The sequence below is a fragment of the Flavobacterium sp. genome (assembly GCF_046293665.1).
Taxonomy (GTDB): Bacteria; Bacteroidota; Bacteroidia; order Flavobacteriales; family Flavobacteriaceae; genus Flavobacterium.
In genome coordinates, this window is record NZ_JBKBOL010000009.1 from 91,441 (window position 1) to 113,395 (window position 21,955).

Below are 21,955 nucleotides of genomic sequence, written 5' to 3' on the forward strand. Positions count from 1 at the left end.
TTGTTTAGAAAGTAAATGTAGGAATTAAATTGTCGTTAAGAAAGTTAAAGTATCGATATTATCCGCATAATCCCAAAGTTCAGGCTGTTGCGTTTTGCCAAACGGAATCGAATTTGGAGTCAGATTATTAGAAACAATACACTGAATTTGCTCTGCATCGTTTTCCAATTGCTTTTTAATGTCTTCTAAGTTTACATAATATTCATAAAACACCGAAGAAATAGGCGAGGCGTAGCTGGTATCTTCTTTCAACGTCAGGAATTCATTATCGAGTAATTTGAAATTGCTCATCAAAAAAACCGCTTTATTGTAATCGTAATTGTTAGAATATTTTTCGTAAAAAATCACGTCTTTATATTCATAAATCGCCTGAAAGAAAGGCTGGAAATCGTAACCTTTGGGCACAAATAATTTGGAGACATTTCTACAACCTAATCCAAAATACCTAAAAATATCTTCGCCCAAATTGATTAAGTCTTCTTTAGTTTCATTTCCGGTTAAAACGGCAACTGAATTTCTGTTTTTGCGAATGATACTAGGTTTGTCTTTGAAGTAAAATTCGAAATATCTAGCGGTATTATTGCTTCCGGTAGCGATTACGGCATCAAAATTTACCAACTTACCATCGGTAAAAGTGATGTAGTTTTCTATATCAGGATTAACAGCAATTATATATTTGGCTAAAAACTTGATTAAATGTTGGTCATTGGAAGAGGTCTTTACCAAAACTTTATGTCCGGAAATCAACACCGAAAGAAAATCGTGAAAACCAACTAAAGGAATATTTCCGGCCAAGATTAAACCGACAGTTTTAGGTTGCACTTTCGAAAAATCATAATTTGATAACCATTGATTTAAATTGTCTTCTTGTAAAGCTTTCGACCAAGATTGAACCGAATGATAAACCTGTTGCGGTGTAAACCAACCGTTGTGCGATTGTGATAAATGAATTAAATCGATAAAACCTTCAAAAAATAAATCGTTGTGAAGAACTGCTTCGTTTTTACTGTTTTGTTCCAAAGAAAATTGGCTTAAAAACTTCCCTAATTCGGTAAAACATTTTTTTTTCTCGATTTGTAACATCAGTAACTTGTTTATGAATGGTTTTGATTGTAATTTTGCGCAAAAATAAGACAATAGAAAATAGAATAAAGATAAAAGATGCAATTTTAATCTATTGATGAAGCGTCTATATTCTATTCACTATATTCTTTTTATCTAAAAATAATAAAAAATTAGCTATGGCTATCATAATAACTGACGAATGTATCAACTGTGGTGCATGTGAACCCGAGTGTCCCAATACAGCAATTTACGAAGGTGCTGACGATTGGCGTTACAAAGACGGAACCAAGTTAAGAGGAAAAGTAATTTTACCTGACGGAAGCGAAGTAGATGCGGATGCTGCACAAACTCCAATTTCAGATGATATTTATTATATCGTTCCGGGGAAATGTACAGAATGTAAAGGTTTTCATGAAGAACCACAATGTGCGGCAGTTTGTCCGGTAGATTGTTGTATTCCCGATGATAATCACGTAGAAAGCGAAGAAACTTTGCTTAACAGACAATCATTTTTACACAACGAGTGATAAATAAAACCTCAAGTAATTGAGGTTTTTTACTTTATGAAAAGGTACTTTCTTATTATTTTTTGCTTATATGTTGGTTTCAATACGGTATATAATACTTACCGGTACTTCCAAAGTGATAAGGTTTTAGCTAAGGTTATAGGTTTTGAAAGGTACAAAAAGACCCGTGAAACCCGAACTAAAACTACTATTGAAATTTCAGATTCACCAGTTGTGGTCTATACCTATAAAAATTATGATTGGGAAGCTTCAGATCAAAAATGGGGTCATATCAATCTTCTTGATATAGGAGATGAAGTAACCGTTTTAATAAACGAGAAAAATGATTGGATTGGTTTGAATACCTTCTTTCAGTTTTGGTTTACTCTTAATGATATTTTTATTTCTTTTTCTCTTTGTTGTGTTGGAACTATAGTACTAGAAAGCGTATTTCCAACCAAAGAAAAAGCGCCAAAAACATGGAAATAAAAAAAGCCCAAGCATTTAGCCCGGGCTTCCCTAACAAAACATGAAATATATTAAGGCTTCACAACAATATATTTTTCAAGAACCACTGTGTCTGTTTTTTCGTCGTAGGTCTCCACAACTAGGTTTCCTTCTGCATCAAAATAACCAACAGAGAGTTTGTCCTTGTTTTTAAAAATATAATTGTTATTGGAAGTTCTTCTCAGAATTGTTTTTTCATTGTTCTCAGGCAACGACATAGTATAGCCACTATTGTCTATAGCAACTTGGTATTTTTGTCCGTTATAGGTGTAATAGGCTGAACGGTCAACGTCTACAAATCTGGTCACACCATCAACAGAAACTTGTGTTTTGGTGGTGACATCAACTTGGCTTGGTTTTGTAGGAATGTTTAAAGTGTTGGCTTTTTCCTCTTCTAACTTAATTTTCTGCACTTCTTTAGTTTCCTCAGTTTTTACAATTTTTTTTACACCATCAGAATCTTTAACGGTTGTGGTAGTTGTTTTGACTTCTGATTTTTTGTTTGTGTTTTGTGCTTGGCTATTGATTGACAATAATAAAGCAATCATACTTATAACTAGAACTTTCATAATCTTTTGTTTTATGGTTTGTATGTTACAAATTTAAATCGCAATGAAGTCTTTCGTGTTACATAATTTTTTTTAAATGTTATAGGATAATCACACAAAATAACTTCGTTGTCTCGCTGTCCTTTTTTAAACTTTATATTTTAAGGGCTATGACTTGATTTCAAAATCAGTTTTTTTAACAAAATCAATAAAAATATTATGATTAATTAACGAATAAAATGGTGGTGTGTTGGATAAAATGAAATTTTGTTAAATTTGTTCAAACCTAATCTAAGGATGAAACAACTTTACCTACTGTTTTTATTGGCTTTTAGCGTTTCAATGTATGGTCAGGCCTCCGAGATGACCTTGATATTGAAAGATACAGAAACCAATCTCCCTGTTGAAGATGTGACGGTTTATATTCTGAAAACTAAACAGACATTGCTAAGTAATGTTGATGGAAAGGTCACTTTTGTATTGAATGGTTCTTCCAATATTCAAGTAACTCATTCCTCTTATGCAAAAGTCACAGTGCGTTCATCGGCATTGCAAAAAACAGACAATACAATTTATCTGAAAAGTAATATTAATGATCTTGACGAAATTATTGTCACCAAACAACACCCTCAGAAAATCCTAAAAAGTATAGTGGCCAATTCTGTCAAAAAGCTTACTGTTCCGGCTCGATTGAAAGTTTATTCCAGAGAATTTTTTAAGATGGACGGAAATTACACCTACTACAATGATGGCTTAATGAATTTTCAGCTATTTGGCAAAGACAAAAACTTTAAAAGCAACATTTTAGTCGAACAAAACAGGTCATTTGGTTTGATGTTTGATCAAATAAATGCAGACGTTTTAGGTTATAATCTCAATGACATTATGCAGAATTATTACAATTTCAAATATTTGGAACCAATATTGGATAATGGTGCCAAAAAAGAATACGATTTCCTAATCAAAGGTTATTCTGCCAATCAAGACTACAATATGATGATAGTAACGCCTTTAGACAACAACAAGGATTTACGGGATGACTTTAAAATTATTTACGATTGGAAAAAGAAAATTATTATAGAAGTTAGTACTGTGGTTTCGCCTACTACCATTGCCAATATTAAAGAGAAAAAAGCCATTGGGTCCAAAAACATTTATAAATCTTTATTCAAAAATATTTATCGATTAGATGGTGAAAATTATTATTTAGTTAGTTCAAAAGAAGAGATTGGTTTTGAGCGAATTGACAAAAATAAAACTACTGATATTGAAGTTCGAAATTATTTTGTTACAACCAATTTCAGTAACCAAAATTACAGTTATAAAGAAAGTGAGGTTTTCAAAGACAAAACGCTTTACAACAAGAAAAATACTATTCTTTCGACTTATTGGGATGTCTCCGGATTAACGGCCACCGAAGAAGAACAGGCCATCATCAATCAATTACAAGAGAGGACAAATTAACTTCAATTTTTTGCTTTTTCAGACACTTTGTTACTTGGTTTTATTACGCTATATTTGCACACTTTTAAAAACAAGCATACTCATGAAAGCAGGAATTGTAGGATTGCCAAACGTAGGGAAATCAACCTTATTTAATTGTTTATCTAATGCCAAAGCACAAAGCGCGAACTTTCCGTTTTGTACTATCGAACCTAACATAGGCGTTGTAAACGTTCCTGACCCGAGAATCAACAAATTAGAAGAATTGGTAAAGCCGGAGCGCGTTCAAATGGCAACTGTAGATATAGTTGACATTGCCGGATTGGTGAAAGGAGCGAGTAAAGGCGAAGGTTTGGGCAATCAATTTTTGGCTAACATCAGAGAATGTAACGCTATCATTCACGTGTTGCGTTGTTTTGATAATGACAATATTATACACGTAGATGGGAATGTGAACCCAATCCGCGACAAAGAAACTATCGATATCGAATTGCAGTTAAAAGACTTGGAAACCGTTGAAAAACGTCTGGAAAAAGTTAATCGTGCTGCGAAAACAGGAAATAAAGAAGCCCAAGTTGAAAAAGCTTTCTTAGACAGAATCCGTGAAGCTTTATTACAAGCCAAGTCTGCAAGAACAGTTCTTCCGCAAAACGCCGATGAAGAAGCCTTGATGGAAGATTTCCAATTAATCACAACCAAACCGGTTTTATATGTTTGTAATGTAGAGGAAGAATCAGCCGCAACCGGAAACAAATACGTAGAACAAGTACGCGAATTGGTGAAAGACGAAAATGCAGAAGTAATTGTTTTGGCTGTTGGAACCGAGGCAGATATCACCGAATTAGAAACGTACGAAGAGCGTCAAATGTTCTTAGAAGATTTAGGGTTGAAAGAACCGGGTTCAGCGGTTTTGATTCGCGCCGCATATAAATTATTAAAGCAACAAACTTATTTCACAGCAGGCGTAAAAGAAGTTCGCGCGTGGACAATCAACATCGGAGATACCGCACCAAAAGCCGCCGGAGTTATTCACACCGATTTCGAAAAGGGATTCATCCGTGCCGAAGTAATTGCCTTTGAGGATTTTGCACATTACGGTTCAGAAGCCAAAGTAAAAGAAGCCGGAAAACTCAGAGTGGAAGGAAAGGAATACATTGTAAAAGACGGTGATGTGATGCATTTCCGTTTTAATGTGTAGTTAGTAATTAGGCATAAGCCAAAAGGCAATAGAAAAAAACCGGAAGTTAGTACTTTCGGTTTTTTTTTTGACACTAAATTTATTTCTAGAATGAGGAAAATCATTTAATTCAATAACTTTCAACTATTCCCTTTTGGCTTATGTCTATTGCCTTATTTTGTCAATATCATTCTTAATAACTTTGATAACTATCATTTCAAAAATCATCCTAATTCCACTATATTAGCACAAAATCGTTAGTTTTAAAATGTCAGAACAAAATCAATATACCGAAGACAATATCCGTTCACTCGACTGGAAAGAACACATCCGAATGCGTCCCGGAATGTACATCGGAAAACTTGGAGACGGTTCTTCGCCCGACGATGGTATTTATATTTTACTAAAAGAAGTCATCGACAACTGTATTGATGAATTCGTTATGGGTGCCGGAAAAGTCATTGAAGTGACCATCAAAGATAAACTGGTAACCGTGCGCGATTATGGTCGTGGAATTCCGTTAGGGAAAGTAGTGGATGTAGTTTCCAAAATGAATACCGGTGGAAAATACGATTCCAAAGCCTTCAAGAAATCCGTAGGTTTGAATGGAGTCGGTACCAAAGCTGTTAACGCTTTATCGAACTATTTCCGTGTAGAATCGGTTCGAGACAACCAACAAAAAGCTGCCGAGTTCTCTGCCGGAAATCTAACCATCGAAGAAGACGTTCAGGAATCGACCAAACGCAAAGGAACCAAAGTCGCTTTCGTTGCCGATGAAGCCATTTTCAAAAACTACAAATACCGAAATGAGTATGTCATCAAAATGCTCAAAAATTACTGTTATCTGAATACCGGTTTGACCATTTATTACAATGGCGAAAAGTATTATTCAGATAATGGGTTAAAGGATTTGTTAGAAGAAACGATTACGGAAGAAGACATGCAATATCCAATCATCCATTTGTTGGGTGACGATATTGAAGTGGCTTTAACACACAGTAAATCGCAATATTCAGAAGAGTACCATTCGTTTGTGAATGGGCAAAATACCACGCAAGGTGGAACGCACTTAGGCGCTTTCCGTGAAGCGATTGTCAAAACGATCAAAGAGTTTTACAACAAACCGTTTGAAGCGTCTGATATCCGTAAGTCGATTGTTTCGGCGATTTCAGTAAAAGTCGAAGAACCGGTATTCGAATCGCAAACTAAAACCAAGTTAGGCTCGACTGATATTGGTCCGAATGGACCATCAGTTCGTACATTCGTAAATGATTTTATCAAAACCAAACTCGATAATTTTTTACACAAGAATCCTGAAGTTGCCGATTTGTTACTCCGCAAAATCCTTCAGGCGGAAAGAGAACGTAAAGAGCTTTCAGGAATTCGAAAATTAGCCAAAGACAGGGCCAAAAAAGCTAGTTTACATAATAAAAAACTTCGCGATTGCAGAGTGCATTTAACCGATGCCAAAAACCCACGAAGTTTAGAAAGCACACTTTTTATTACGGAAGGTGATTCGGCTTCGGGTTCGATTACCAAAAGTCGGGATGTAAATACACAAGCGGTTTTCAGTTTGCGTGGTAAGCCTTTGAATTCGTATGGCATGACCAAAAAGATTGTATACGAAAACGAAGAGTTCAACTTACTCCAAGCGGCTTTAGACATTGAAGAAGACATGGGCGATTTGCGTTACAATAATATCGTAATCGCTACCGATGCCGATGTTGATGGAATGCATATTCGTTTGCTGTTAATCACGTTCTTCCTGCAATTTTTCCCGGAGTTGATTAAGGATGGCCATTTGTACATTTTACAAACGCCATTATTCCGCGTGCGAAACAAAAAGGAAACCATCTATTGTTACAGCGAACAAGAGCGAATTGATGCCATCGAAAAACTAAAACCCAAACCGGAAATCACCCGTTTCAAGGGATTAGGAGAGATTTCACCTGATGAGTTTAAACATTTTATTGGAGAGAGTATAAGATTAGATCCGGTCATGTTAGACAAAGCCACGTCAATTGAAACCTTACTCGAATTCTATATGGGTAAAAACACACCGGACAGACAGATTTTCATTATCAATAATTTGAAAGTGGAATTGGATGTGGTGGAGAAATAAGTTTTGGAGCACAAAGTGGCACTATGTAAAGCACAAAGTCACACAAAGAAATTTTACAAAAAACATTGAGAAACATTGTGAAAAAACTTAGTGTAACATTGTGTAACAAAAACACACATTATGAACGAAGAAAACGAAATTAGCCGAATTATATTGGATTGTGCTTATAAAGTTCATACAAAATTAGGTTCTGGTTTGTTGGAAAAAGTTTATAGAGAATGTTTAGCTTATGAATTAATAAAATTAGGATTAGACGTCAAGCAAGAACAACCCTTTCCTGTTATTTATGAAGATATAAAAATGGATTGCGGATACCGAGTTGATTTGATTGTAAATAATAAAGTAATTGTTGAACTAAAAGTTGTAGAAAATTTTACAATTGAACACACTGCTCAATGTTTAACTTATATGCGGCTTTCAGAATGCAAGTTAGGATTACTTTTAAATTTTTACAAAAAATCATTGAAAGATGGTATAAAAAGATTGATATTATAAAGTTAGTAACACAAAGTGGCACTACGTAAAGCACAAAGTCACACAAAGTAAAAGATAATAAACATTGAGAAACTTAGCGTTTAACTTTGAGTAACATAGTGAAACAAGAGGAGCACAAAGTCACACAAATAAATTTAAAAACATTGAGAAACTTAGTGTTTAACTTTGAGTAACATTGTGCTACAAAATAAAAATAGTAATGAAAGACGAAGAAGACGATATCATCCCAAACGAAGACGACAACAACGAAGAGTTGAACGAATCTTCAAGCGATGACGCCATGGAAGAAGGTTTTGAAGACCTCAAATCTTCAGGCAACCATTTCTACGAAAACGACGAAAACCCGGAAGACACCATTACCAAAGTTACAGGCATGTACAAAGATTGGTTTTTGGACTATGCTTCCTATGTAATCTTAGAGCGCGCCGTTCCTGCCATTGAAGACGGATTCAAACCGGTGCAACGCCGTATTATGCATTCCATGAAAGAGTTGGATGATGGTCGTTACAACAAAGTGGCGAACATCGTTGGACATACCATGCAGTATCATCCACACGGAGATGCGAGTATCGGTGACGCGATGGTGCAAATAGGGCAAAAAGATTTGATCATCGACATGCAAGGAAACTGGGGAAATATCCTCACGGGCGACAGTGCTGCGGCTTCGCGTTATATTGAAGCGCGTATTTCTAAGTTTGGCCACGATGTGTTGTATTCTCCAAAGATTACCCAATGGGGAATGTCGTATGACGGTCGACGTGCCGAACCGATTAATCTTCCGGTAAAGTTTCCGTTATTGTTAGCGCAAGGTGCTGAAGGAATTGCCGTTGGTTTATCGACTAAAATTTTGCCACACAATTTTAACGAATTGATTGATTGTTCGATTAAAGTTTTAAAAAACAAGCCTTTTACTTTATTTCCGGATTTTCCAACAGCTGGTATTGCTGACGTGTCGAATTACAACGACGGTTTGCGTGGCGGACGTGTTCGTGTGCGTGCCAAAATTGGTCAGCTTGACAAGCAAACTTTGGTGATTACCCAAATTCCATTTTCAACCAATACTTCAACACTGATTGATAGCATTCTGAAAGCCAACGAAAAAGGAAAAATAAAAGTCAAAAAAATCGAAGACAACACCGCTGCCGAAGTAGAGATTTTAATCCATCTTCCGCCGGGCGTTTCTCCGGATAAAACCATTGATGCGTTGTATGCGTTTACCGCTTGCGAAACTTCCGTGGCGCCATTGGGTTGTGTGATTGAAAACCATAAACCCTTGTTCATCGGTGTTTCGGATATGTTGAAAATTTCAACGCATCGTACGGTCGATTTGCTCAAGAGAGAATTGGAAATTCAGTTAGACGAACTCGAAAACAAATGGCATTTCTCGACTTTGGAGAAAATCTTCATCCGTGAAGAAATGTACATCGATTTCAAATTGTATTCCGACAGAGAATCGCTTTACGTTTATATGTATGACCGATTCAAACCGTTCTTAAAATCGTTTGTCAGAGAAATTAATGATGACGATTTGCAAAAGCTAACGCAAATTCCGATGATTCGTATCACGCGATTCGACTCGGATAAAGCCGATGATGCGATTGCCAAGTTGGAAGCCGAAATGGAAGAAGTAAAACACCATTTAGATCATATCATAGATTATACGATTGATTTCTTCCAAAAACTCAAAGACAAATACGGTAAAGGACGCGAACGCCAAACTGAGTTAAGAAGTTTTGATACTATTGAAGCTACGAAAGTAGTTTTGAGAAATACCAAACTCTATGTAAATCGAGAAGAAGGTTTCTTTGGAACGGGTTTGAAAAAAGATGAATACGTAGCCGATTGTTCAGATATCGATGATGTAATTGTGTTTTTGCGTGACGGAAAAATGATGGTGGCCAAAGTCGATGACAAAAAGTTCGTCGGCAAAGACATTATCCATATTGCGGTTTTTGATAAGAACGACAAGCGCACGATTTACAATATGATGTACCGAGATGGTAAAAACGGTTCCACCTTTATCAAGCGTTTCAATGTTTCCGGAATTACCCGTGATAAATTTTATGATTTGACACAAGAAAAAGCCGGTTCGCAAGTCTTGTATTTTTCTGCCAATCCGAATGGGGAAGCGGAAACGGTCACGATTTTATTGCGTCAAATTGGAAGTGTCAAAAAACTAAAATGGGATGTTGATTTCTCCGATATTGCCATCAAAGGAAGAGCTTCACGTGGTAATACCGTAACCAAATATCCAATTAAGAAAATCGAACTCAAAGAAAAAGGTATTTCAACTTTGCGTCCACGTAAAGTGTGGTTTGACGATACGGTTCAACGATTGAATGTCGATGGAAGAGGTGAGTTGCTCGGTGAATTTAGACCTAATGACCGTTTGCTCATCATCAACCAATCCGGGAAATTGAAAACGATTGTACCTGAGTTGACTACGCATTTTGACGAAGACATGATTGTTTTGGAAAAATGGCATCCGAAGAAACCGATTTCGACCATTTATTACGATGGCGAAAAGGAACGTTACTTTGTAAAACGCTTCTTAGTCGAAAACGAAAACAAGGAAGAAACTTTTATAACCGAACATGAGAAATCTCAATTGGAAGTCGTTTCAACCGATTGGCGACCAATGGCGGAAATTGTTTTTGCCAAAGTCAAAGGCGTTCAAAAAGAAACGATTACGGTTGATTTAGAACAATTTATCGCTGTAAAAGGAATCAAAGCAATTGGTAATCAGCTGACTACAGATAAACTAAAGCAAGTCAATTTATTAGAACCATTACCGTTTGAAGAACCGGAAGAAGTCCAACCGGAAGATGTAGAAGTAACCGGTGAAGACAATGTTTCAGACGACATTCAAACGGAAACGGATGATGATGGACAGATAACCTTGTCGTTGGAGTAAATTATAAACCTTATTATTGATAGTGTTAAATGTAAAATACAATTATTATTTTTTTTACTATAAATAAGTATATATTTGAAAGAATAATAATTAAAAACAAAAAAACATGAAGCAATTAACAAAATCTATTTTATTTTTATCATTTGCAGTATTACTTTTTTCCTGTAGCAGTGACGATAGCTCCTCTTCAGGAGGTACCACTTTTAAAGTCAACAATGAAACTTTCACAATACAGCCTTCGGGCGGAATTATTTTATTAACTCAGAATATACCTGCTCAAAACATGGTAAGGACAAGTTTTACGGTATCCGGACTTAAGGGTACGTCTAAAACGGCAAGTGTAAGTTTCGATTTATTTAGAAAACCAACCGAAAGCATAAGTGGAACTTATACGATTTATGATACTGATGATGCTGGTTCAGATGATATGGAAACATTTATTCAAACAAACAATAGAGGTTGTTTAGGATGGACATCATCGCTTCAGGTTGTAAATATTATGAGCCAACAAATTGAAAATGATGCAAACAACCCAACTACAGCAGCTACAATTACAATAACTGATAATGGTAATAATTCATACACCATTCAATATACCGGAAGTTATAGAAAGTATGATGATAATTTTGTTGTAACAGGTACAGTGCCGGTTGAAATGAATGTAACTGGAACAGCGGTAGGGAATTAAACCAAATAATTATAAAATAAATAAGTACCTTAATAAAAAACTCCCAATCACTTGGGAGTTTTTTTATTTAATATTAAGATTTCTTTTTGCGCATTTTCATATTAACGAATTCCACCGCTAATGAGAACGCAATGGCAAAATACAAATACCCTTTTGGAACGACACCAACGTGTTGTCCGGCCAATGAAGCGTTAGATAAATGCATACTTTCGGTAATTAACATGAATCCGATTAGAATTAAAAACGCTAATCCTAATACTTGAATCGATGGATTGGCATTGACAAAATTACCTACCGGAACGGCAAACAATAACATCACACCAACCGAAATGATTACAGCTGTAACCATTATGTAAATAGCGCCTTCCACACCATTAGTCATTCCAACCGCAGTTAAAATACTGTCAACCGAAAAGATTAAATCGATTAAAAGAATTTGGACAATCACATTGCTGAATGATTTCGCAGCCGAAGTTTTCAAATCTTTTTCTTCTTCACCTTTATGGTCAACTTTTTCGTGAATTTCTTTGGTGCTTTTGTAAATCAGGAAGATACCACCAAGCAACAAAATAATAGCTTGACCGGTGAAACTGGCGCTAAACCAACCCCAATCAATGCTAAACCAAGGCGCTTTCATTGCTATCAACAATGTGATTCCGAACAACAATCCAATTCGCATGAACATGGCTAAAAACAAACCAATTCGCGTGGCTTTTTTTCGTTTTTCTTGAGGAAGTTTCCCGGTGACGATTGAAATAAAGATAATGTTGTCAATTCCGAGAACAATTTCTAAAAAAGTTAAGGTTAAAAGTGCAATCCAAGCATCGGGATTTAAAAATACTTCCATGTTTGTAAATTAAGTTTGTATCGGTTAAAAGGTTTATTTCAATTTTGTCACCGTGCCGCGTTGTTTTTGCGCATCGCCTACAAAAGAATAGTCAAAGGTATAGGTATTGTCTTTAGTAAACAAAATTTTCATACTAATGGCTTTCTTTTCGTTCATGGTTTTCGGATGCAATTTTTGCAATACAAATTCACAGTCATTTACCCAACGAACCGAAGCCGTATCGGTTTTACCATTAAAGGTTTCTATTTGCAAAGTTTCAGTCCGTGTGAAATTAGAAGTGACTTTCTTACCATTGATTTCTTGCGAAAATTCGAAGGTTCCGGTTTTGAAATCAGCACAATTGCGTTCTTTTTCTGAGCAAGACACAAGGGTTAAAGCAATAAGGAGTAATATTTTTTTCATTTTTATTAGGAGCTATTTCCGGCTTTTCGTTGCAATCTTTTTACTATTTTCCTTGCACTTTGTTCCTGGAAAATAGTAAAAAGGATTTACACTGCACACGAGCGAAGCGACTGCCGAAGGAATCCGGGCTAGGGCTTTAGTTTATAATAGAATTTTTTGTTATTTATCGTTTTCAAACAATGCATCGGTTAATGTTTTGATTCCTTTGAACATAAAATAAACAGCCCAACCACAAAGGGAAATACCAATCGCTAAAACCAACCAATGCCACACATTTTGTTTGTTGATGAAGGCGTTATAAATGACACTCGGACCAATGAACATCAATGGTAAAGCGTAAAGCATATATTTAATTCCTTTGTCGAGTAGCGGTTTGTTGATTGCCATAATTTTAAAATTTTAATTGTAAACCAAAGCCGTTTTGATTCGAAACTGCATTGAGTTCAATAGTGTGGTTTGTGGCGCCTAGTTTTAATTCTTTGTGCTCCGAATTATAAATTTCAATCGCTTCATTATATCGTTTCTTTCTTCCTGAAAGTATCGGCACAGAAACCGCAATCGAACCCAATCCAGCGTAGGTCAAACCCGAAGGATAATCTTTGTCAGAAAACAATCCAATAGCCAAATCACCAACGGTTAAGCCAATGCCTAATCCTAATAAAAATCCGCCCAAAGCTTCTTTAGATTGTGCTTGTTTGTATAACGCAGCAGCTTTGACATTGGTAGCAAATAAATTTCGGGCTTGTCGACTGTCAATTCGGTTGCCGCCGAGATAAAATTTGCCTTTTTCTAAACTCATTTGTTGGGAATAGGAAGTCGCAGTAAGCCATAATACAATTAGAAGTAAGATTTTTTTCATGGTTGACTATTTTAGGATTTAGTCCAATTAGAAAGCAATTGTTTATCCGAAGATAATTTGCCTGCCACTCGGTATTTTGATTTAATTAATAAAGCCGATTCGTTAAACTTTTCTTTAACCACTTTAAACGGTCGCGCACCACTGGAATGGATAAAGTAATTGCCTTCATCGGATAAATATAAAAATCCGGTGTGATTGTCTAATCCAACTACATAAATACCGTTGCCTTTTTCTTTTAAAGTCTTTTCAAAATCCTGAATGCTTTTGTTCGAAAAACGATAAATATTGTCTTCTGAAACCAATTTTTTTATCATTTCCTCAGAAGCGCATTGGGCTAATTTTACTCGGTTGATGTCAACACCCAAATCTCTCAAAGTCGTTGTCACAAAATAACCGCAAGCAATGTTGCCTTCGTTTGGCTTTTGAGAAGTTCCGTTGAAATCCCAATTCGTGCCATACCAGTAAGGGAATATTTTATTGGTCAGTTGGTTGGTAAATGCTTTGGCTATTTCGGCATTGCTTTTACCTTTCAAATTTCTTCTGATTTGTTTGATACTATCCAAGGTTTTGGGATAATCATCAGCATCTAGTTCCGATTTGTATTCAACGACAGAAGCGCGAACAGAATTGCGATACGCATAAATGCCAATGGTCGTAGCAACAATTAAAAAGAAAACTATTTTGAGCGCTTTCTTCATATTAACTTTGATAAGCTTCAACCGCTTTTCTAACGCTTCCGTGTTTTTCTAACAAAACCGAAGCTTCTTCATAACTTACCGGAATTTCTCCCATAATCATACGAACGCCGCGGTCAACGAGTTTTACGTTGCTCAATTGCATATCAACCATTTTGTTGCCTTTCACACGTCCTAACTGAATCATCGTCGCGGTAGAAATCATATTCAAAACCAATTTCTGAGCGGTTCCGGCTTTCATTCGGGAACTTCCGGTTACGAATTCGGGTCCAACCACTACCACAACCGGAAATTGTGCAGTCAATGCTAACGGACTTCCTTCATTACAAGTAATGCAACCGGTGATGATATTATTTTCATGACATTTTTCCAAACCGCCAATCACATAAGGAGTTGTTCCTGAAGCTGCGATTCCGATTACGACATCATTCTCTGTTATATTTTCAGCGACTAAATCTTTCCAAGCTTGGTTTTTATCGTCCTCGGCAAATTCAACCGCTTTGCGAATGGCTTTGTCACCGCCGGCGATAATTCCGTTAACCAAATCAAAAGGAACACCAAAGGTTGGCGGACACTCGGAAGCATCCACAATACCAAGTCTTCCTGAAGTTCCGGCACCGATGTAAAACAATCTGCCGCCGAGTTTCATTTTGGCCACAATTTGAGTAACCAAAGTTTCAATTTGTGGCAAAGCTTTCTCCACCGCGAAAGGCACGGTTTTGTCTTCGTTGTTGATGTTGGTTAACAAGTCTGAAACCGACATTTGTTCGAGACTTTCGTAATGTGAGGATTGTTCGGTGGTTTTGGTGAAGCTCATTTTTGAGTGGCTAAGGTTCTGAGTGGCTAAGTTACTGAGTTTTCTTCAGATTTCTAAACAAAACATGCCAACAAAATTCCCAAAATAATCATCGAAATCTTAGCAATGTTAAACTTATGTCCTTCGCTGCTTTCAAAGATAATCGTTGACGAAATATGGAATAGAATTCCAATGACAACTGCTGTGATTTCGGTATAATATTGTGTAATTACCGGTGCCGAATCTGAAACGAATGTTCCCAATGGTGTCATTAAAGCAAATGAAATCATGAAAACAAACAAGGCTGTTTTATTCAATTCCGCATTGAGGAAAAAGGTGGTCAGAATTATGGCGATAGGCAAGTGGTGAATCGCAATACCGTAGGCCAGATCGTGGTGATGCCCAACCGGAAATCCTTCTAAAAAAGCATGAATACACAAACTAATAAACAACAACCAAGGCATTTGCTTGATTTTGTCGTGACCATGAACGTGACCGTGTTCTGCGCCTTTGGAGAAAAACTCTAAAATGATTTGGAATAAAATCCCGATCATGATGAAGATTCCAACGCTGTGCGAATGACTTTCATAGACTTCTGGTAACAAATCCATCACGGTAATGGAAAGCAAAAATGAACCGCTAAACGCCAATAACAGTTTGAGATTGTTTTTCTTTTTAGGTTTAATGATTAATGCAATTGCATAACCCAAAAGAACTGATAATAAGGGAAGTATGTAATTCATTTATTTGAAAATCATAATTAATCTCTCACTCGTATTCTTGTGGAATTTCTTCAACCTATAATCTCCGAAAGTATCCAATAAATAAATACCCGCTTCATCCATCATGCGTTGGAAATCTTCTAAAGTATAGGCTTTTACTTTTTCTTCAAAGTGAAAGGTTTGGCCATCGGCTTCAAAATCAATTTCTTTGATGATGAAATGGTCTTTATGACTGCGTTTGATGTGAAAAGTAATGCCGTCAACTTCTTTGGTTTCTTCCGGAATTAAGTTTTCTAAAACCGTGTAGACATTCATAAAATCAATTACCGCAAAACCGTATTCCGATAAACTGTCTTTGATAGCCACTAAAGTTTGCAAATTGTCTTCTTCTTTTTCAAAATAACCAAAACTGGTAAACAAATTAAAGATGGCATCAAACTTATCTTCATAAGGTTCGCGTTTGTCATGCACCACAAAGTGCAAAGTTTCATTCGCATTCTTATTCGCTTCGGCTATACTGTTTTCGGATAAATCGGCACCAATTACATCATAACCCAATTGGTTTAAATAAATAGAATGACGGCCTTTGCCACAAGCTAAATCAAGCACTTTGGCTTTCTCGGGTAAGTTTAAATAATGGGTAAGATTGTCCATGAAGATTTGCGCTTCACGGTAGTTTCGGTCTTTATATAAAATGTGGTAATAAGGTGTATCAAACCAGGAAGCGTACCAATTTTTTGGATTAGGATTTGTTATATCTGACATTTATTCTTTTCAAATGAATTCTTCACCCGCAAAATTAATGTATTTTTGCCACAGAAATTAAACTTTGCCCGACTTTGTGTCTTCTTTTAGTAACTTAAAAATAGTTATTACACAGAGATTCACAGAGATTTTCGCAGAGATTCACAAAGTTTTTATGGAGAATTTTAAAATGGTAGCCAAAACCTTTTTTGGTTTTGAAGAAATATTGGTCAAAGAATTACAGCAATTGGGCGCACAAGACGTCGAAATTGGTACACGAGCTGTGAGTTTCAAAGGTGATAAAGGTTTTATGTACAAAGCCAATTTGTCCTTGAGAACTGCCTTGAAAATCTTAAAACCTATTTACCATTTCAGAGCTTTTAACGACCAAAGTTTGTACAAAGGTATTCAAGGGATTGATTGGAGTAAGTACATGAACGCTAACCAGACTTTTGTCATTGATACTACCATTCATTCGGATCACTTTAAACATTCTCAGTTTGTTTCTCAAAAAGCTAAAGATGCTATCGTAGACCAATTTCGTGATAAAACCGGACAACGTCCGAGTGTTGACAAAGACTTTCCTGATTTAAGAATTAATATTCATATCGATCGTGACCAATGTTCGGTAGCGCTGGATACTTCGGGAGCTTCATTGCATCACCGAGGTTATCGAACAGCAACCAATATCGCTCCGATTAACGAAGTTTTGGCGGCAGGAATGTTGTTATTATCAGGTTGGGACGGCAGTTCTGATTTTTTAGATCCGATGTGTGGTTCGGGAACCATTTTGGCGGAAGCTGCTATGATTGCTTGTAATATTCCGGCGAATATCAATAGAAAAGAATTTGCTTTTGAAAAATGGAACGATTGGGACAACGATTTGTTTGACCAAATTATCGATGCATTGATGAAACGCACCAAAGAATTCCACCATAACATCATTGGTTACGATAAAGCGCCAAGTGCCGTTCAGAAAGCCAAAGACAATATTCGCAATGCTAATTTGGATGATTATATAACAATTAGTCAGGCGAATTTCTTTGATACTAAAAAGGAAACGGCCGGACCATTGCATATGGTTTTTAATCCGCCATACGGAGAACGTTTAGATATCGAATTGGAACGTTTTTACCGTGAGTTAGGCGATACTTTAAAGAACAATTATCCAAATACCAATGCTTGGTTTATTACCGGTAATTTGGAAGCACTAAAATTTGTTGGACTTCGACCTTCTCGCAAAATCAAACTTTTTAACGGAAGTTTAGAAGCGCGTTTAGTGAAATACGAAATGTACGAAGGCAGTAAGCGAACTAAATTTCAAAATACAGAAGAGTAATCATTTAGAAAAAGTTTCGATGTGTGTGCCAACATGCGGAACGACGATTTTCCATTTAAGTTTGGTTTCGGTTAGTTCTAAAATATGGTATTTGGTAACCGAATGACCATTGGTGTTATTTTCCCAATTGACGATAAGTGTATTTTCTACTATATAATAATTACCAATATCATCAACTTGATGGCTGTTTTGTCCTTCAAATTGATGGGTAAATTCTACTGAGTTGTCTATCGTAAATTCTATTTGATTATAAGAGTTTACTTCTTGACCGTTGAGTTCACTTTTTTGGAGTGTCCATTCCCCATATAATTTATTAATATCTGCCACAGCAACATCATCTTCACAATCTGAATCTGAGCAGGATAAGAGAAAAACAATAAAGAGTTTCGGAAATAGAAAGATTGTTCTCATAATGTTCTATTTTAATGTTACAACAAGCCCATTTACCGAGCATTTGAAATAAAATCAAAACATTGTCTTTTGAGGATAGGCTTTAACTTAACACATTTAGAGTATAGAAAAAGACAAGATTTATATTTTTACCTTTAAATCAGATGACTAAAATTAAAAAATATATTTTGAACGACCTAAAATTTAACTATTTCTCTTAGCAATTTCTTCTTTTATCTTTTTCAGATTATTAAAGTTGAGAATGATTAAAGGAAGAAAAGCCACCGGTATAATTACAAAGACATTAAATCTTTGCTGGAAAGTCAAATAGACACCAACGGCAAATTGTACCAATAAAACACCCAATAGAAAACCGGATGCAATTTTGGTAGTTTTAGCTCTTTTTTCGAGTTCTTCAACAGTTAGTGTTGAAAGTTCCGGTTCTTTTTTCATGATTTTAGGTTTTTGTCTTCGGCTTCTAAAGCCTTTATGATTGATTTTACGTTTGACGCATCAATTCTTTTAGCTCTGATGACTTTGTTTTTATCCAAGATATAAATTACCGGAGTTGAGTAGACGTCGTATTTTTCAATAACATTATTGTAATGTGCGCCATCGTATAAGTTGATGAATGGCAGTTTGTTATCGGCTATGTATTTTAGGTATTTTTCTCCTTCGTGTAAGGTGTAAACACTGTAAACTTTAACATCTTTTTTTTCTTGAAGCAATTCGTTGTAAGTTTTGACCAGTACCGGAATTTCTTTCTGACAATGACCGCAGTCTACGTCCCAAAATGCCAGAATAGTATAATCGGCTTTGACTTCGCTTAACTTGACGAACATTTTGTTGACTTCGTTGACGTTTTTATAGAATACTTTGGTCATTTCGTCACTGTTTTTGGCGTCTTCAAAACCCATCGCTTTGAACTTAGGAAAATCTTCGGCCCGAATCATGGATAAATCTATCGCTTTGGCACCAATCAATAAGGGTTTCATTTTATCCGCACGTTTGATGATTCTTTGTACAACATCAGCATCATCATAAATACCATTGGCTTTACCGGTTTTGAAATATTGATCGGAAATATGAACAAATACTTTATCAAATCCCATGATTTTTGAGGTTTCATAAGTGTATGTGAAATGCGCCAAAAGCAATTTGTACATCAAACTCTCGGGTTTTGTTTTTAAAAGTATACGGTCAATTTCGACACAAACCGAATCCGGATGAGTCAAGATAACTTTATCGAAATAGGTTTTTAATTTGCTAAACAAGAAAGGATTTCGCATCATGGCATCGTCTTTAAAATCAACGTTTCGCCAAAAGTTTTCTTTGTAAAATTTGTAAACTGCAATACTATCCGGTCTGCCGTTTGAAGCATTGGGTACATTTTTCAGGCTTTTTTCCATTTTCAAGTTGATTACATCGGCGATGTAGCTTCCTTTGTTTTGGGCAATAAAATTTTCTTCATAATCAACTATGCTTTGCTCGAGCTCTTTTTGTTTTTGGGCGAATGCCAAAGAATCACTTTTAGTAGCTAAAACTGTTTTTTGCTTGTATTCTAAAAAAGTTTTGTTTTGCTCGCCAAGGAACTTGAGGTATTTAAAAAAGTCGTTTTGTCTGGCCGAGTTAACTGCCGTTAAATCTTTATTTAAACTAGCACCCATTTCACTTTTGAGTTCCAGTTTTTGCGTGTCATCATCGATGAAGAAGTCGAAGAGTATTGTCTTTTGTTGGCTAACCAATGAATAAATTCCCTTGTCTAATTTGGATTTGCCTTTAAAAACAATTCGACCGTTTTTGATAGTAGTACAAGTATCTTTGATTAAAGTTTTGTCAAATCGATAAAAAGTAAGATAGGCCAGTGTGTCATTACAGTTTTTTAAATCGATTGTAATTTCGTAACCCTTTTGGGCATTAGCATAAAAAGAAGCGCAACAAATAATTAATACGGCTAATAATTTCTTCATATACAAACTCTCTTTGGTTTTTAGGTATTCAAAAATAATCTATTTTTTAAATATAAAACACACTGACTTTTAAAGTTTGCTTAAAAAACAAAAACACCCATTATTTGAGTGTTTTTTGTCATTTTTATGGGTTACAAAATTAAAATTCATCAAAAATAACGATACCTTTTCTTTCTAAGTTATTTTTAATCAATGATTCTGATAAGTTGTATTGCGCAGATAAATCAGCGATGCGGATTCCTGAAAAAAACAGTTCTACTAAAGTATCTAATATAATTGGATTTATATTTTCGTCATTGCTGGCATGACCATTCAATCCAATAATGTTTCTTTTTGATTGGTGAAGCGCATCAATAATCAGATCTATGTCATTGCTCGGAAATTCTAGGGTGTTAATTTCTTTGCTGTTTTGAGAAAGTTGTTTAAGGACAACAATTTTTGCCGTTTTTTTCTCGTTTTTTAAGTCAATACTGTAATTATAGATACTGCTCATAATAGGGTAAGTTTAAGTTTGTGTAAATTTGGGTACTACAAAAGTAACAATTCCTTTGAAAAAGAAATGTTAATTAACAAAAACATACCGACTAATATAAGCTTGTGAGGTATTTACTGTAAGAAAAATAAAATTAAACCGACGAACTGCATCAGTCAATAATTACTTTAATCTTACTAAAGGATGATTTAGGCCGTTGACTTCATTTTTGACCACTTGGTATTTGCTGATACTTTCAAAAAGTTTGGTCAAATTACGGTAACCATAAGTTCTTGAATCGAAACTTGGATCGATTTTCCTCAAATTGGTACCAACATGTGAAATATAAGCTTCATCTTCTTCATTAGTTGAAATTTCAAAGGCTTTGTCTATGATGGATAGATTGACTTTGTTTACAGGAACTGTTTCTTTGGGAGAAGTTTCTTTGGTATTGGTTTTGGTTTTTGCTTTAGGTTGTTTTTCAATTTGAGGCACTAAATTTTCGCTAAACGTAAAAATTTCACAAGATTGTACAAAAGCGCTTGGTGTTTTCTTTTGCCCGATGCCCATGACGAATAAACCTTCTTCACGGATTCTTTTGGCCAAACCGGTATAATCACTATCGCTGGAAACGATGCAAAAACCATCTATATTTTTACTGTGTAAAATATCCATTGCATCAATAATCATCGAACTGTCGGTTGAGTTTTTGCCGGTTGTGTATGCAAATTTCTGCACCGGACTTATAGAATATTGGTTGATGATTTCTTTCCAACCGTTCATTTGCGATTGCGTCCAATCTCCATAAATTCTACGAATGGTTGCTTTGCCGTATTTGGAAACTTCTTCTAGTATTTCTTTGATTAGTTTGGGTTGGGCGTTGTCGCCGTCAATTAATACGGCTATATTGAATTTGGTGTTTTCCATTTTAAATAGTATGTTGTTTTGAACAATAAAAGTAGTCTTTTAAAATCAATATACATTTGATCCCTTATTTTTTGCCGTTATGCGTTTCGATATGGTGTTGCAATTGCGACTTTAAAGTTTCCAAATATTGTACGAGTTCAGTAGTATGAACCCTTTCCGAAGAGGTTTCACATAATGACAAAGGTGTTTCGCTCAGGTATTTGTATAGTTCAGGATATTGGGTTTCTATTTCAGTGGTGAGTTGAATGATGTCTTGCATGAGTTGATTGAGTGTTTTCATAATGCTAAAGTTTAAGTGTTTTTAAACTACTATAAAATTACTAATTT

Annotated in this window: 25 protein-coding genes; 9 read left to right on the forward strand and 16 right to left on the reverse strand. The window is 35.6% G+C overall.

Annotated features, from left to right (window positions below; genetic code table 11):
• Positions 1-24: 24 nt before the first annotated feature.
• Positions 25-1,083, reverse strand: a complete 1,059-nt coding sequence (locus ACK4R1_RS12455; RefSeq protein ID WP_409687489.1) for an acyl-CoA reductase — start codon at positions 1,081-1,083, stop codon at positions 25-27.
• 158 nt (positions 1,084-1,241) lie between these two features.
• Here ACK4R1_RS12455 and ACK4R1_RS12460 point away from each other — a divergent pair, with 158 nt between their 5' ends.
• Together ACK4R1_RS12460 and ACK4R1_RS12465 are read left to right on the forward strand one after the other, a co-directional pair.
• Positions 1,242-1,592 carry a 4Fe-4S dicluster domain-containing protein gene (locus ACK4R1_RS12460; protein WP_409687492.1) on the forward strand — a complete coding sequence of 117 codons (351 nt, stop codon included), beginning with the start codon at positions 1,242-1,244 and terminating at the stop codon, positions 1,590-1,592.
• Between the two features lie 36 nt (positions 1,593-1,628).
• Positions 1,629-2,060, forward strand: a complete 432-nt coding sequence (locus ACK4R1_RS12465; protein WP_409687495.1) for a hypothetical protein — start codon at positions 1,629-1,631, stop codon at positions 2,058-2,060.
• Positions 2,061-2,110: 50 nt separating this feature from the next.
• Here the strand turns inward: ACK4R1_RS12465 and ACK4R1_RS12470 are convergent, their stop codons facing one another.
• Positions 2,111-2,647, reverse strand: coding sequence for a hypothetical protein (locus ACK4R1_RS12470; RefSeq protein ID WP_409687498.1), 537 nt, complete (start codon positions 2,645-2,647; stop codon positions 2,111-2,113).
• Positions 2,648-2,923: 276 nt separating this feature from the next.
• On the opposite strand from ACK4R1_RS12470, the gene ACK4R1_RS12475 reads away from it, so the two are divergent.
• From ACK4R1_RS12475 to ACK4R1_RS12500, 6 genes are all read left to right on the forward strand, one after another.
• Positions 2,924-4,090 carry a hypothetical protein gene (locus ACK4R1_RS12475; protein ID WP_409687501.1) on the forward strand — a complete coding sequence of 389 codons (1,167 nt, stop codon included), beginning with the start codon at positions 2,924-2,926 and terminating at the stop codon, positions 4,088-4,090.
• Positions 4,091-4,172: 82 nt separating this feature from the next.
• On the forward strand, positions 4,173-5,267 hold the full coding sequence (gene ychF / locus ACK4R1_RS12480; protein WP_409687504.1) for a redox-regulated ATPase YchF: 1,095 nt from the start codon (positions 4,173-4,175) through the stop codon (positions 5,265-5,267).
• 247 nt (positions 5,268-5,514) lie between these two features.
• Positions 5,515-7,368 carry a DNA topoisomerase IV subunit B gene (locus ACK4R1_RS12485; protein ID WP_409687507.1) on the forward strand — a complete coding sequence of 618 codons (1,854 nt, stop codon included), beginning with the start codon at positions 5,515-5,517 and terminating at the stop codon, positions 7,366-7,368.
• Positions 7,369-7,488: 120 nt separating this feature from the next.
• Positions 7,489-7,863 carry a GxxExxY protein gene (locus tag ACK4R1_RS12490; RefSeq protein WP_409687510.1) on the forward strand — a complete coding sequence of 125 codons (375 nt, stop codon included), beginning with the start codon at positions 7,489-7,491 and terminating at the stop codon, positions 7,861-7,863.
• A gap of 199 nt (positions 7,864-8,062) precedes the next feature.
• On the forward strand, positions 8,063-10,777 hold the full coding sequence (locus ACK4R1_RS12495; RefSeq protein ID WP_409687513.1) for a DNA gyrase/topoisomerase IV subunit A: 2,715 nt from the start codon (positions 8,063-8,065) through the stop codon (positions 10,775-10,777).
• 106 nt (positions 10,778-10,883) lie between these two features.
• The gene (locus ACK4R1_RS12500) at positions 10,884-11,465 is read left to right on the forward strand and encodes a hypothetical protein (RefSeq protein ID WP_409687516.1); all 582 of its coding nucleotides are present in this window, start codon (positions 10,884-10,886) and stop codon (positions 11,463-11,465) included.
• Positions 11,466-11,538: 73 nt separating this feature from the next.
• Here the strand turns inward: ACK4R1_RS12500 and ACK4R1_RS12505 are convergent, their stop codons facing one another.
• The 8 genes from ACK4R1_RS12505 to ACK4R1_RS12540 form a co-directional block, all read right to left on the reverse strand.
• Entirely contained in the window at positions 11,539-12,312 is a 774-nt protein-coding gene (locus ACK4R1_RS12505; RefSeq protein ID WP_409687519.1) for a TerC family protein, read from the reverse strand.
• A 33-nt stretch (positions 12,313-12,345) separates the two neighbouring features.
• Positions 12,346-12,714 (reverse strand): DNA topoisomerase IV, encoded by a 369-nt coding sequence (locus ACK4R1_RS12510; protein ID WP_409687522.1) that lies wholly within the window; start codon positions 12,712-12,714, stop codon positions 12,346-12,348.
• 159 nt (positions 12,715-12,873) lie between these two features.
• On the reverse strand, positions 12,874-13,101 hold the full coding sequence (locus ACK4R1_RS12515) for a DUF6095 family protein (RefSeq protein ID WP_409687525.1): 228 nt from the start codon (positions 13,099-13,101) through the stop codon (positions 12,874-12,876).
• Between the two features lie 4 nt (positions 13,102-13,105).
• Positions 13,106-13,573, reverse strand: coding sequence for a hypothetical protein (locus tag ACK4R1_RS12520; RefSeq protein WP_409687528.1), 468 nt, complete (start codon positions 13,571-13,573; stop codon positions 13,106-13,108).
• Between the two features lie 11 nt (positions 13,574-13,584).
• On the reverse strand, positions 13,585-14,271 hold the full coding sequence (locus ACK4R1_RS12525; RefSeq protein ID WP_409687531.1) for a hypothetical protein: 687 nt from the start codon (positions 14,269-14,271) through the stop codon (positions 13,585-13,587).
• A 1-nt stretch (position 14,272) separates the two neighbouring features.
• Positions 14,273-15,085, reverse strand: coding sequence for an N-acetylmuramic acid 6-phosphate etherase (gene murQ / locus ACK4R1_RS12530; protein ID WP_409687534.1), 813 nt, complete (start codon positions 15,083-15,085; stop codon positions 14,273-14,275).
• A 53-nt stretch (positions 15,086-15,138) separates the two neighbouring features.
• Positions 15,139-15,807: a ZIP family metal transporter gene (locus ACK4R1_RS12535; RefSeq protein WP_409687537.1), complete on the reverse strand. Its 669-nt coding sequence runs from the start codon at positions 15,805-15,807 to the stop codon at positions 15,139-15,141.
• A complete protein-coding gene (locus ACK4R1_RS12540) occupies positions 15,808-16,551 on the reverse strand; it encodes a class I SAM-dependent methyltransferase (RefSeq protein ID WP_409687541.1) in 744 nt (247 codons plus the stop codon).
• A 154-nt stretch (positions 16,552-16,705) separates the two neighbouring features.
• Between ACK4R1_RS12540 and ACK4R1_RS12545 the strand changes: the two genes are divergently transcribed.
• Entirely contained in the window at positions 16,706-17,869 is a 1,164-nt protein-coding gene (locus ACK4R1_RS12545; RefSeq protein ID WP_409687544.1) for a class I SAM-dependent RNA methyltransferase, read from the forward strand.
• Here ACK4R1_RS12545 and ACK4R1_RS12550 read toward each other — a convergent pair whose 3' ends face one another.
• The 6 genes from ACK4R1_RS12550 to ACK4R1_RS12575 form a co-directional block, all read right to left on the reverse strand.
• Positions 17,870-18,280 (reverse strand): lipocalin family protein, encoded by a 411-nt coding sequence (locus ACK4R1_RS12550; protein WP_409687547.1) that lies wholly within the window; start codon positions 18,278-18,280, stop codon positions 17,870-17,872.
• Between the two features lie 183 nt (positions 18,281-18,463).
• Positions 18,464-18,712: a redox-active disulfide protein 2 gene (locus ACK4R1_RS12555; RefSeq protein ID WP_409687550.1), complete on the reverse strand. Its 249-nt coding sequence runs from the start codon at positions 18,710-18,712 to the stop codon at positions 18,464-18,466.
• The gene (locus ACK4R1_RS12560) at positions 18,709-20,229 is read right to left on the reverse strand and encodes a redoxin domain-containing protein (RefSeq protein WP_409687553.1); all 1,521 of its coding nucleotides are present in this window, start codon (positions 20,227-20,229) and stop codon (positions 18,709-18,711) included. The genes ACK4R1_RS12555 and ACK4R1_RS12560 overlap by 4 nt, the downstream gene beginning before the upstream one ends.
• Positions 20,230-20,368: 139 nt before the next feature.
• Complete coding sequence (locus tag ACK4R1_RS12565; protein WP_409687556.1) at positions 20,369-20,722, reverse strand: hypothetical protein; 354 nt, start codon at positions 20,720-20,722, stop codon at positions 20,369-20,371.
• Between the two features lie 162 nt (positions 20,723-20,884).
• Entirely contained in the window at positions 20,885-21,628 is a 744-nt protein-coding gene (locus ACK4R1_RS12570) for an NYN domain-containing protein (RefSeq protein ID WP_409687559.1), read from the reverse strand.
• A gap of 64 nt (positions 21,629-21,692) precedes the next feature.
• Positions 21,693-21,908, reverse strand: coding sequence for a hypothetical protein (locus ACK4R1_RS12575; RefSeq protein WP_409687562.1), 216 nt, complete (start codon positions 21,906-21,908; stop codon positions 21,693-21,695).
• Between the last annotated feature and the right edge of the window lie 47 nt (positions 21,909-21,955).

Excerpts from the sequence above, each read along its gene's own strand:
- ACK4R1_RS12455 (WP_409687489.1), bottom strand. The coding sequence starts at position 1,083 with ATGTTACAAATCGAGAAAAAAAAATGTTTTACCGAATTAGGGAAGTTT.
- ACK4R1_RS12460 (WP_409687492.1), top strand. The coding sequence starts at position 1,242 with ATGGCTATCATAATAACTGACGAATGTATCAACTGTGGTGCATGTGAA.
- ACK4R1_RS12465 (WP_409687495.1), top strand. The coding sequence starts at position 1,629 with ATGAAAAGGTACTTTCTTATTATTTTTTGCTTATATGTTGGTTTCAAT.
- ACK4R1_RS12470 (WP_409687498.1), bottom strand. The coding sequence starts at position 2,647 with ATGAAAGTTCTAGTTATAAGTATGATTGCTTTATTATTGTCAATCAAT.
- ACK4R1_RS12475 (WP_409687501.1), top strand. The coding sequence starts at position 2,924 with ATGAAACAACTTTACCTACTGTTTTTATTGGCTTTTAGCGTTTCAATG.
- ychF (WP_409687504.1), top strand. The coding sequence starts at position 4,173 with ATGAAAGCAGGAATTGTAGGATTGCCAAACGTAGGGAAATCAACCTTA.
- ACK4R1_RS12485 (WP_409687507.1), top strand. The coding sequence starts at position 5,515 with ATGTCAGAACAAAATCAATATACCGAAGACAATATCCGTTCACTCGAC.
- ACK4R1_RS12490 (WP_409687510.1), top strand. The coding sequence starts at position 7,489 with ATGAACGAAGAAAACGAAATTAGCCGAATTATATTGGATTGTGCTTAT.
- ACK4R1_RS12495 (WP_409687513.1), top strand. The coding sequence starts at position 8,063 with ATGAAAGACGAAGAAGACGATATCATCCCAAACGAAGACGACAACAAC.
- ACK4R1_RS12500 (WP_409687516.1), top strand. The coding sequence starts at position 10,884 with ATGAAGCAATTAACAAAATCTATTTTATTTTTATCATTTGCAGTATTA.
- ACK4R1_RS12505 (WP_409687519.1), bottom strand. The coding sequence starts at position 12,312 with ATGGAAGTATTTTTAAATCCCGATGCTTGGATTGCACTTTTAACCTTA.
- ACK4R1_RS12510 (WP_409687522.1), bottom strand. The coding sequence starts at position 12,714 with ATGAAAAAAATATTACTCCTTATTGCTTTAACCCTTGTGTCTTGCTCA.
- ACK4R1_RS12515 (WP_409687525.1), bottom strand. The coding sequence starts at position 13,101 with ATGGCAATCAACAAACCGCTACTCGACAAAGGAATTAAATATATGCTT.
- ACK4R1_RS12520 (WP_409687528.1), bottom strand. The coding sequence starts at position 13,573 with ATGAAAAAAATCTTACTTCTAATTGTATTATGGCTTACTGCGACTTCC.
- ACK4R1_RS12525 (WP_409687531.1), bottom strand. The coding sequence starts at position 14,271 with ATGAAGAAAGCGCTCAAAATAGTTTTCTTTTTAATTGTTGCTACGACC.
- murQ (WP_409687534.1), bottom strand. The coding sequence starts at position 15,085 with ATGAGCTTCACCAAAACCACCGAACAATCCTCACATTACGAAAGTCTC.
- ACK4R1_RS12535 (WP_409687537.1), bottom strand. The coding sequence starts at position 15,807 with ATGAATTACATACTTCCCTTATTATCAGTTCTTTTGGGTTATGCAATT.
- ACK4R1_RS12540 (WP_409687541.1), bottom strand. The coding sequence starts at position 16,551 with ATGTCAGATATAACAAATCCTAATCCAAAAAATTGGTACGCTTCCTGG.
- ACK4R1_RS12545 (WP_409687544.1), top strand. The coding sequence starts at position 16,706 with ATGGAGAATTTTAAAATGGTAGCCAAAACCTTTTTTGGTTTTGAAGAA.
- ACK4R1_RS12550 (WP_409687547.1), bottom strand. The coding sequence starts at position 18,280 with ATGAGAACAATCTTTCTATTTCCGAAACTCTTTATTGTTTTTCTCTTA.
- ACK4R1_RS12555 (WP_409687550.1), bottom strand. The coding sequence starts at position 18,712 with ATGAAAAAAGAACCGGAACTTTCAACACTAACTGTTGAAGAACTCGAA.
- ACK4R1_RS12560 (WP_409687553.1), bottom strand. The coding sequence starts at position 20,229 with ATGAAGAAATTATTAGCCGTATTAATTATTTGTTGCGCTTCTTTTTAT.
- ACK4R1_RS12565 (WP_409687556.1), bottom strand. The coding sequence starts at position 20,722 with ATGAGCAGTATCTATAATTACAGTATTGACTTAAAAAACGAGAAAAAA.
- ACK4R1_RS12570 (WP_409687559.1), bottom strand. The coding sequence starts at position 21,628 with ATGGAAAACACCAAATTCAATATAGCCGTATTAATTGACGGCGACAAC.
- ACK4R1_RS12575 (WP_409687562.1), bottom strand. The coding sequence starts at position 21,908 with ATGAAAACACTCAATCAACTCATGCAAGACATCATTCAACTCACCACT.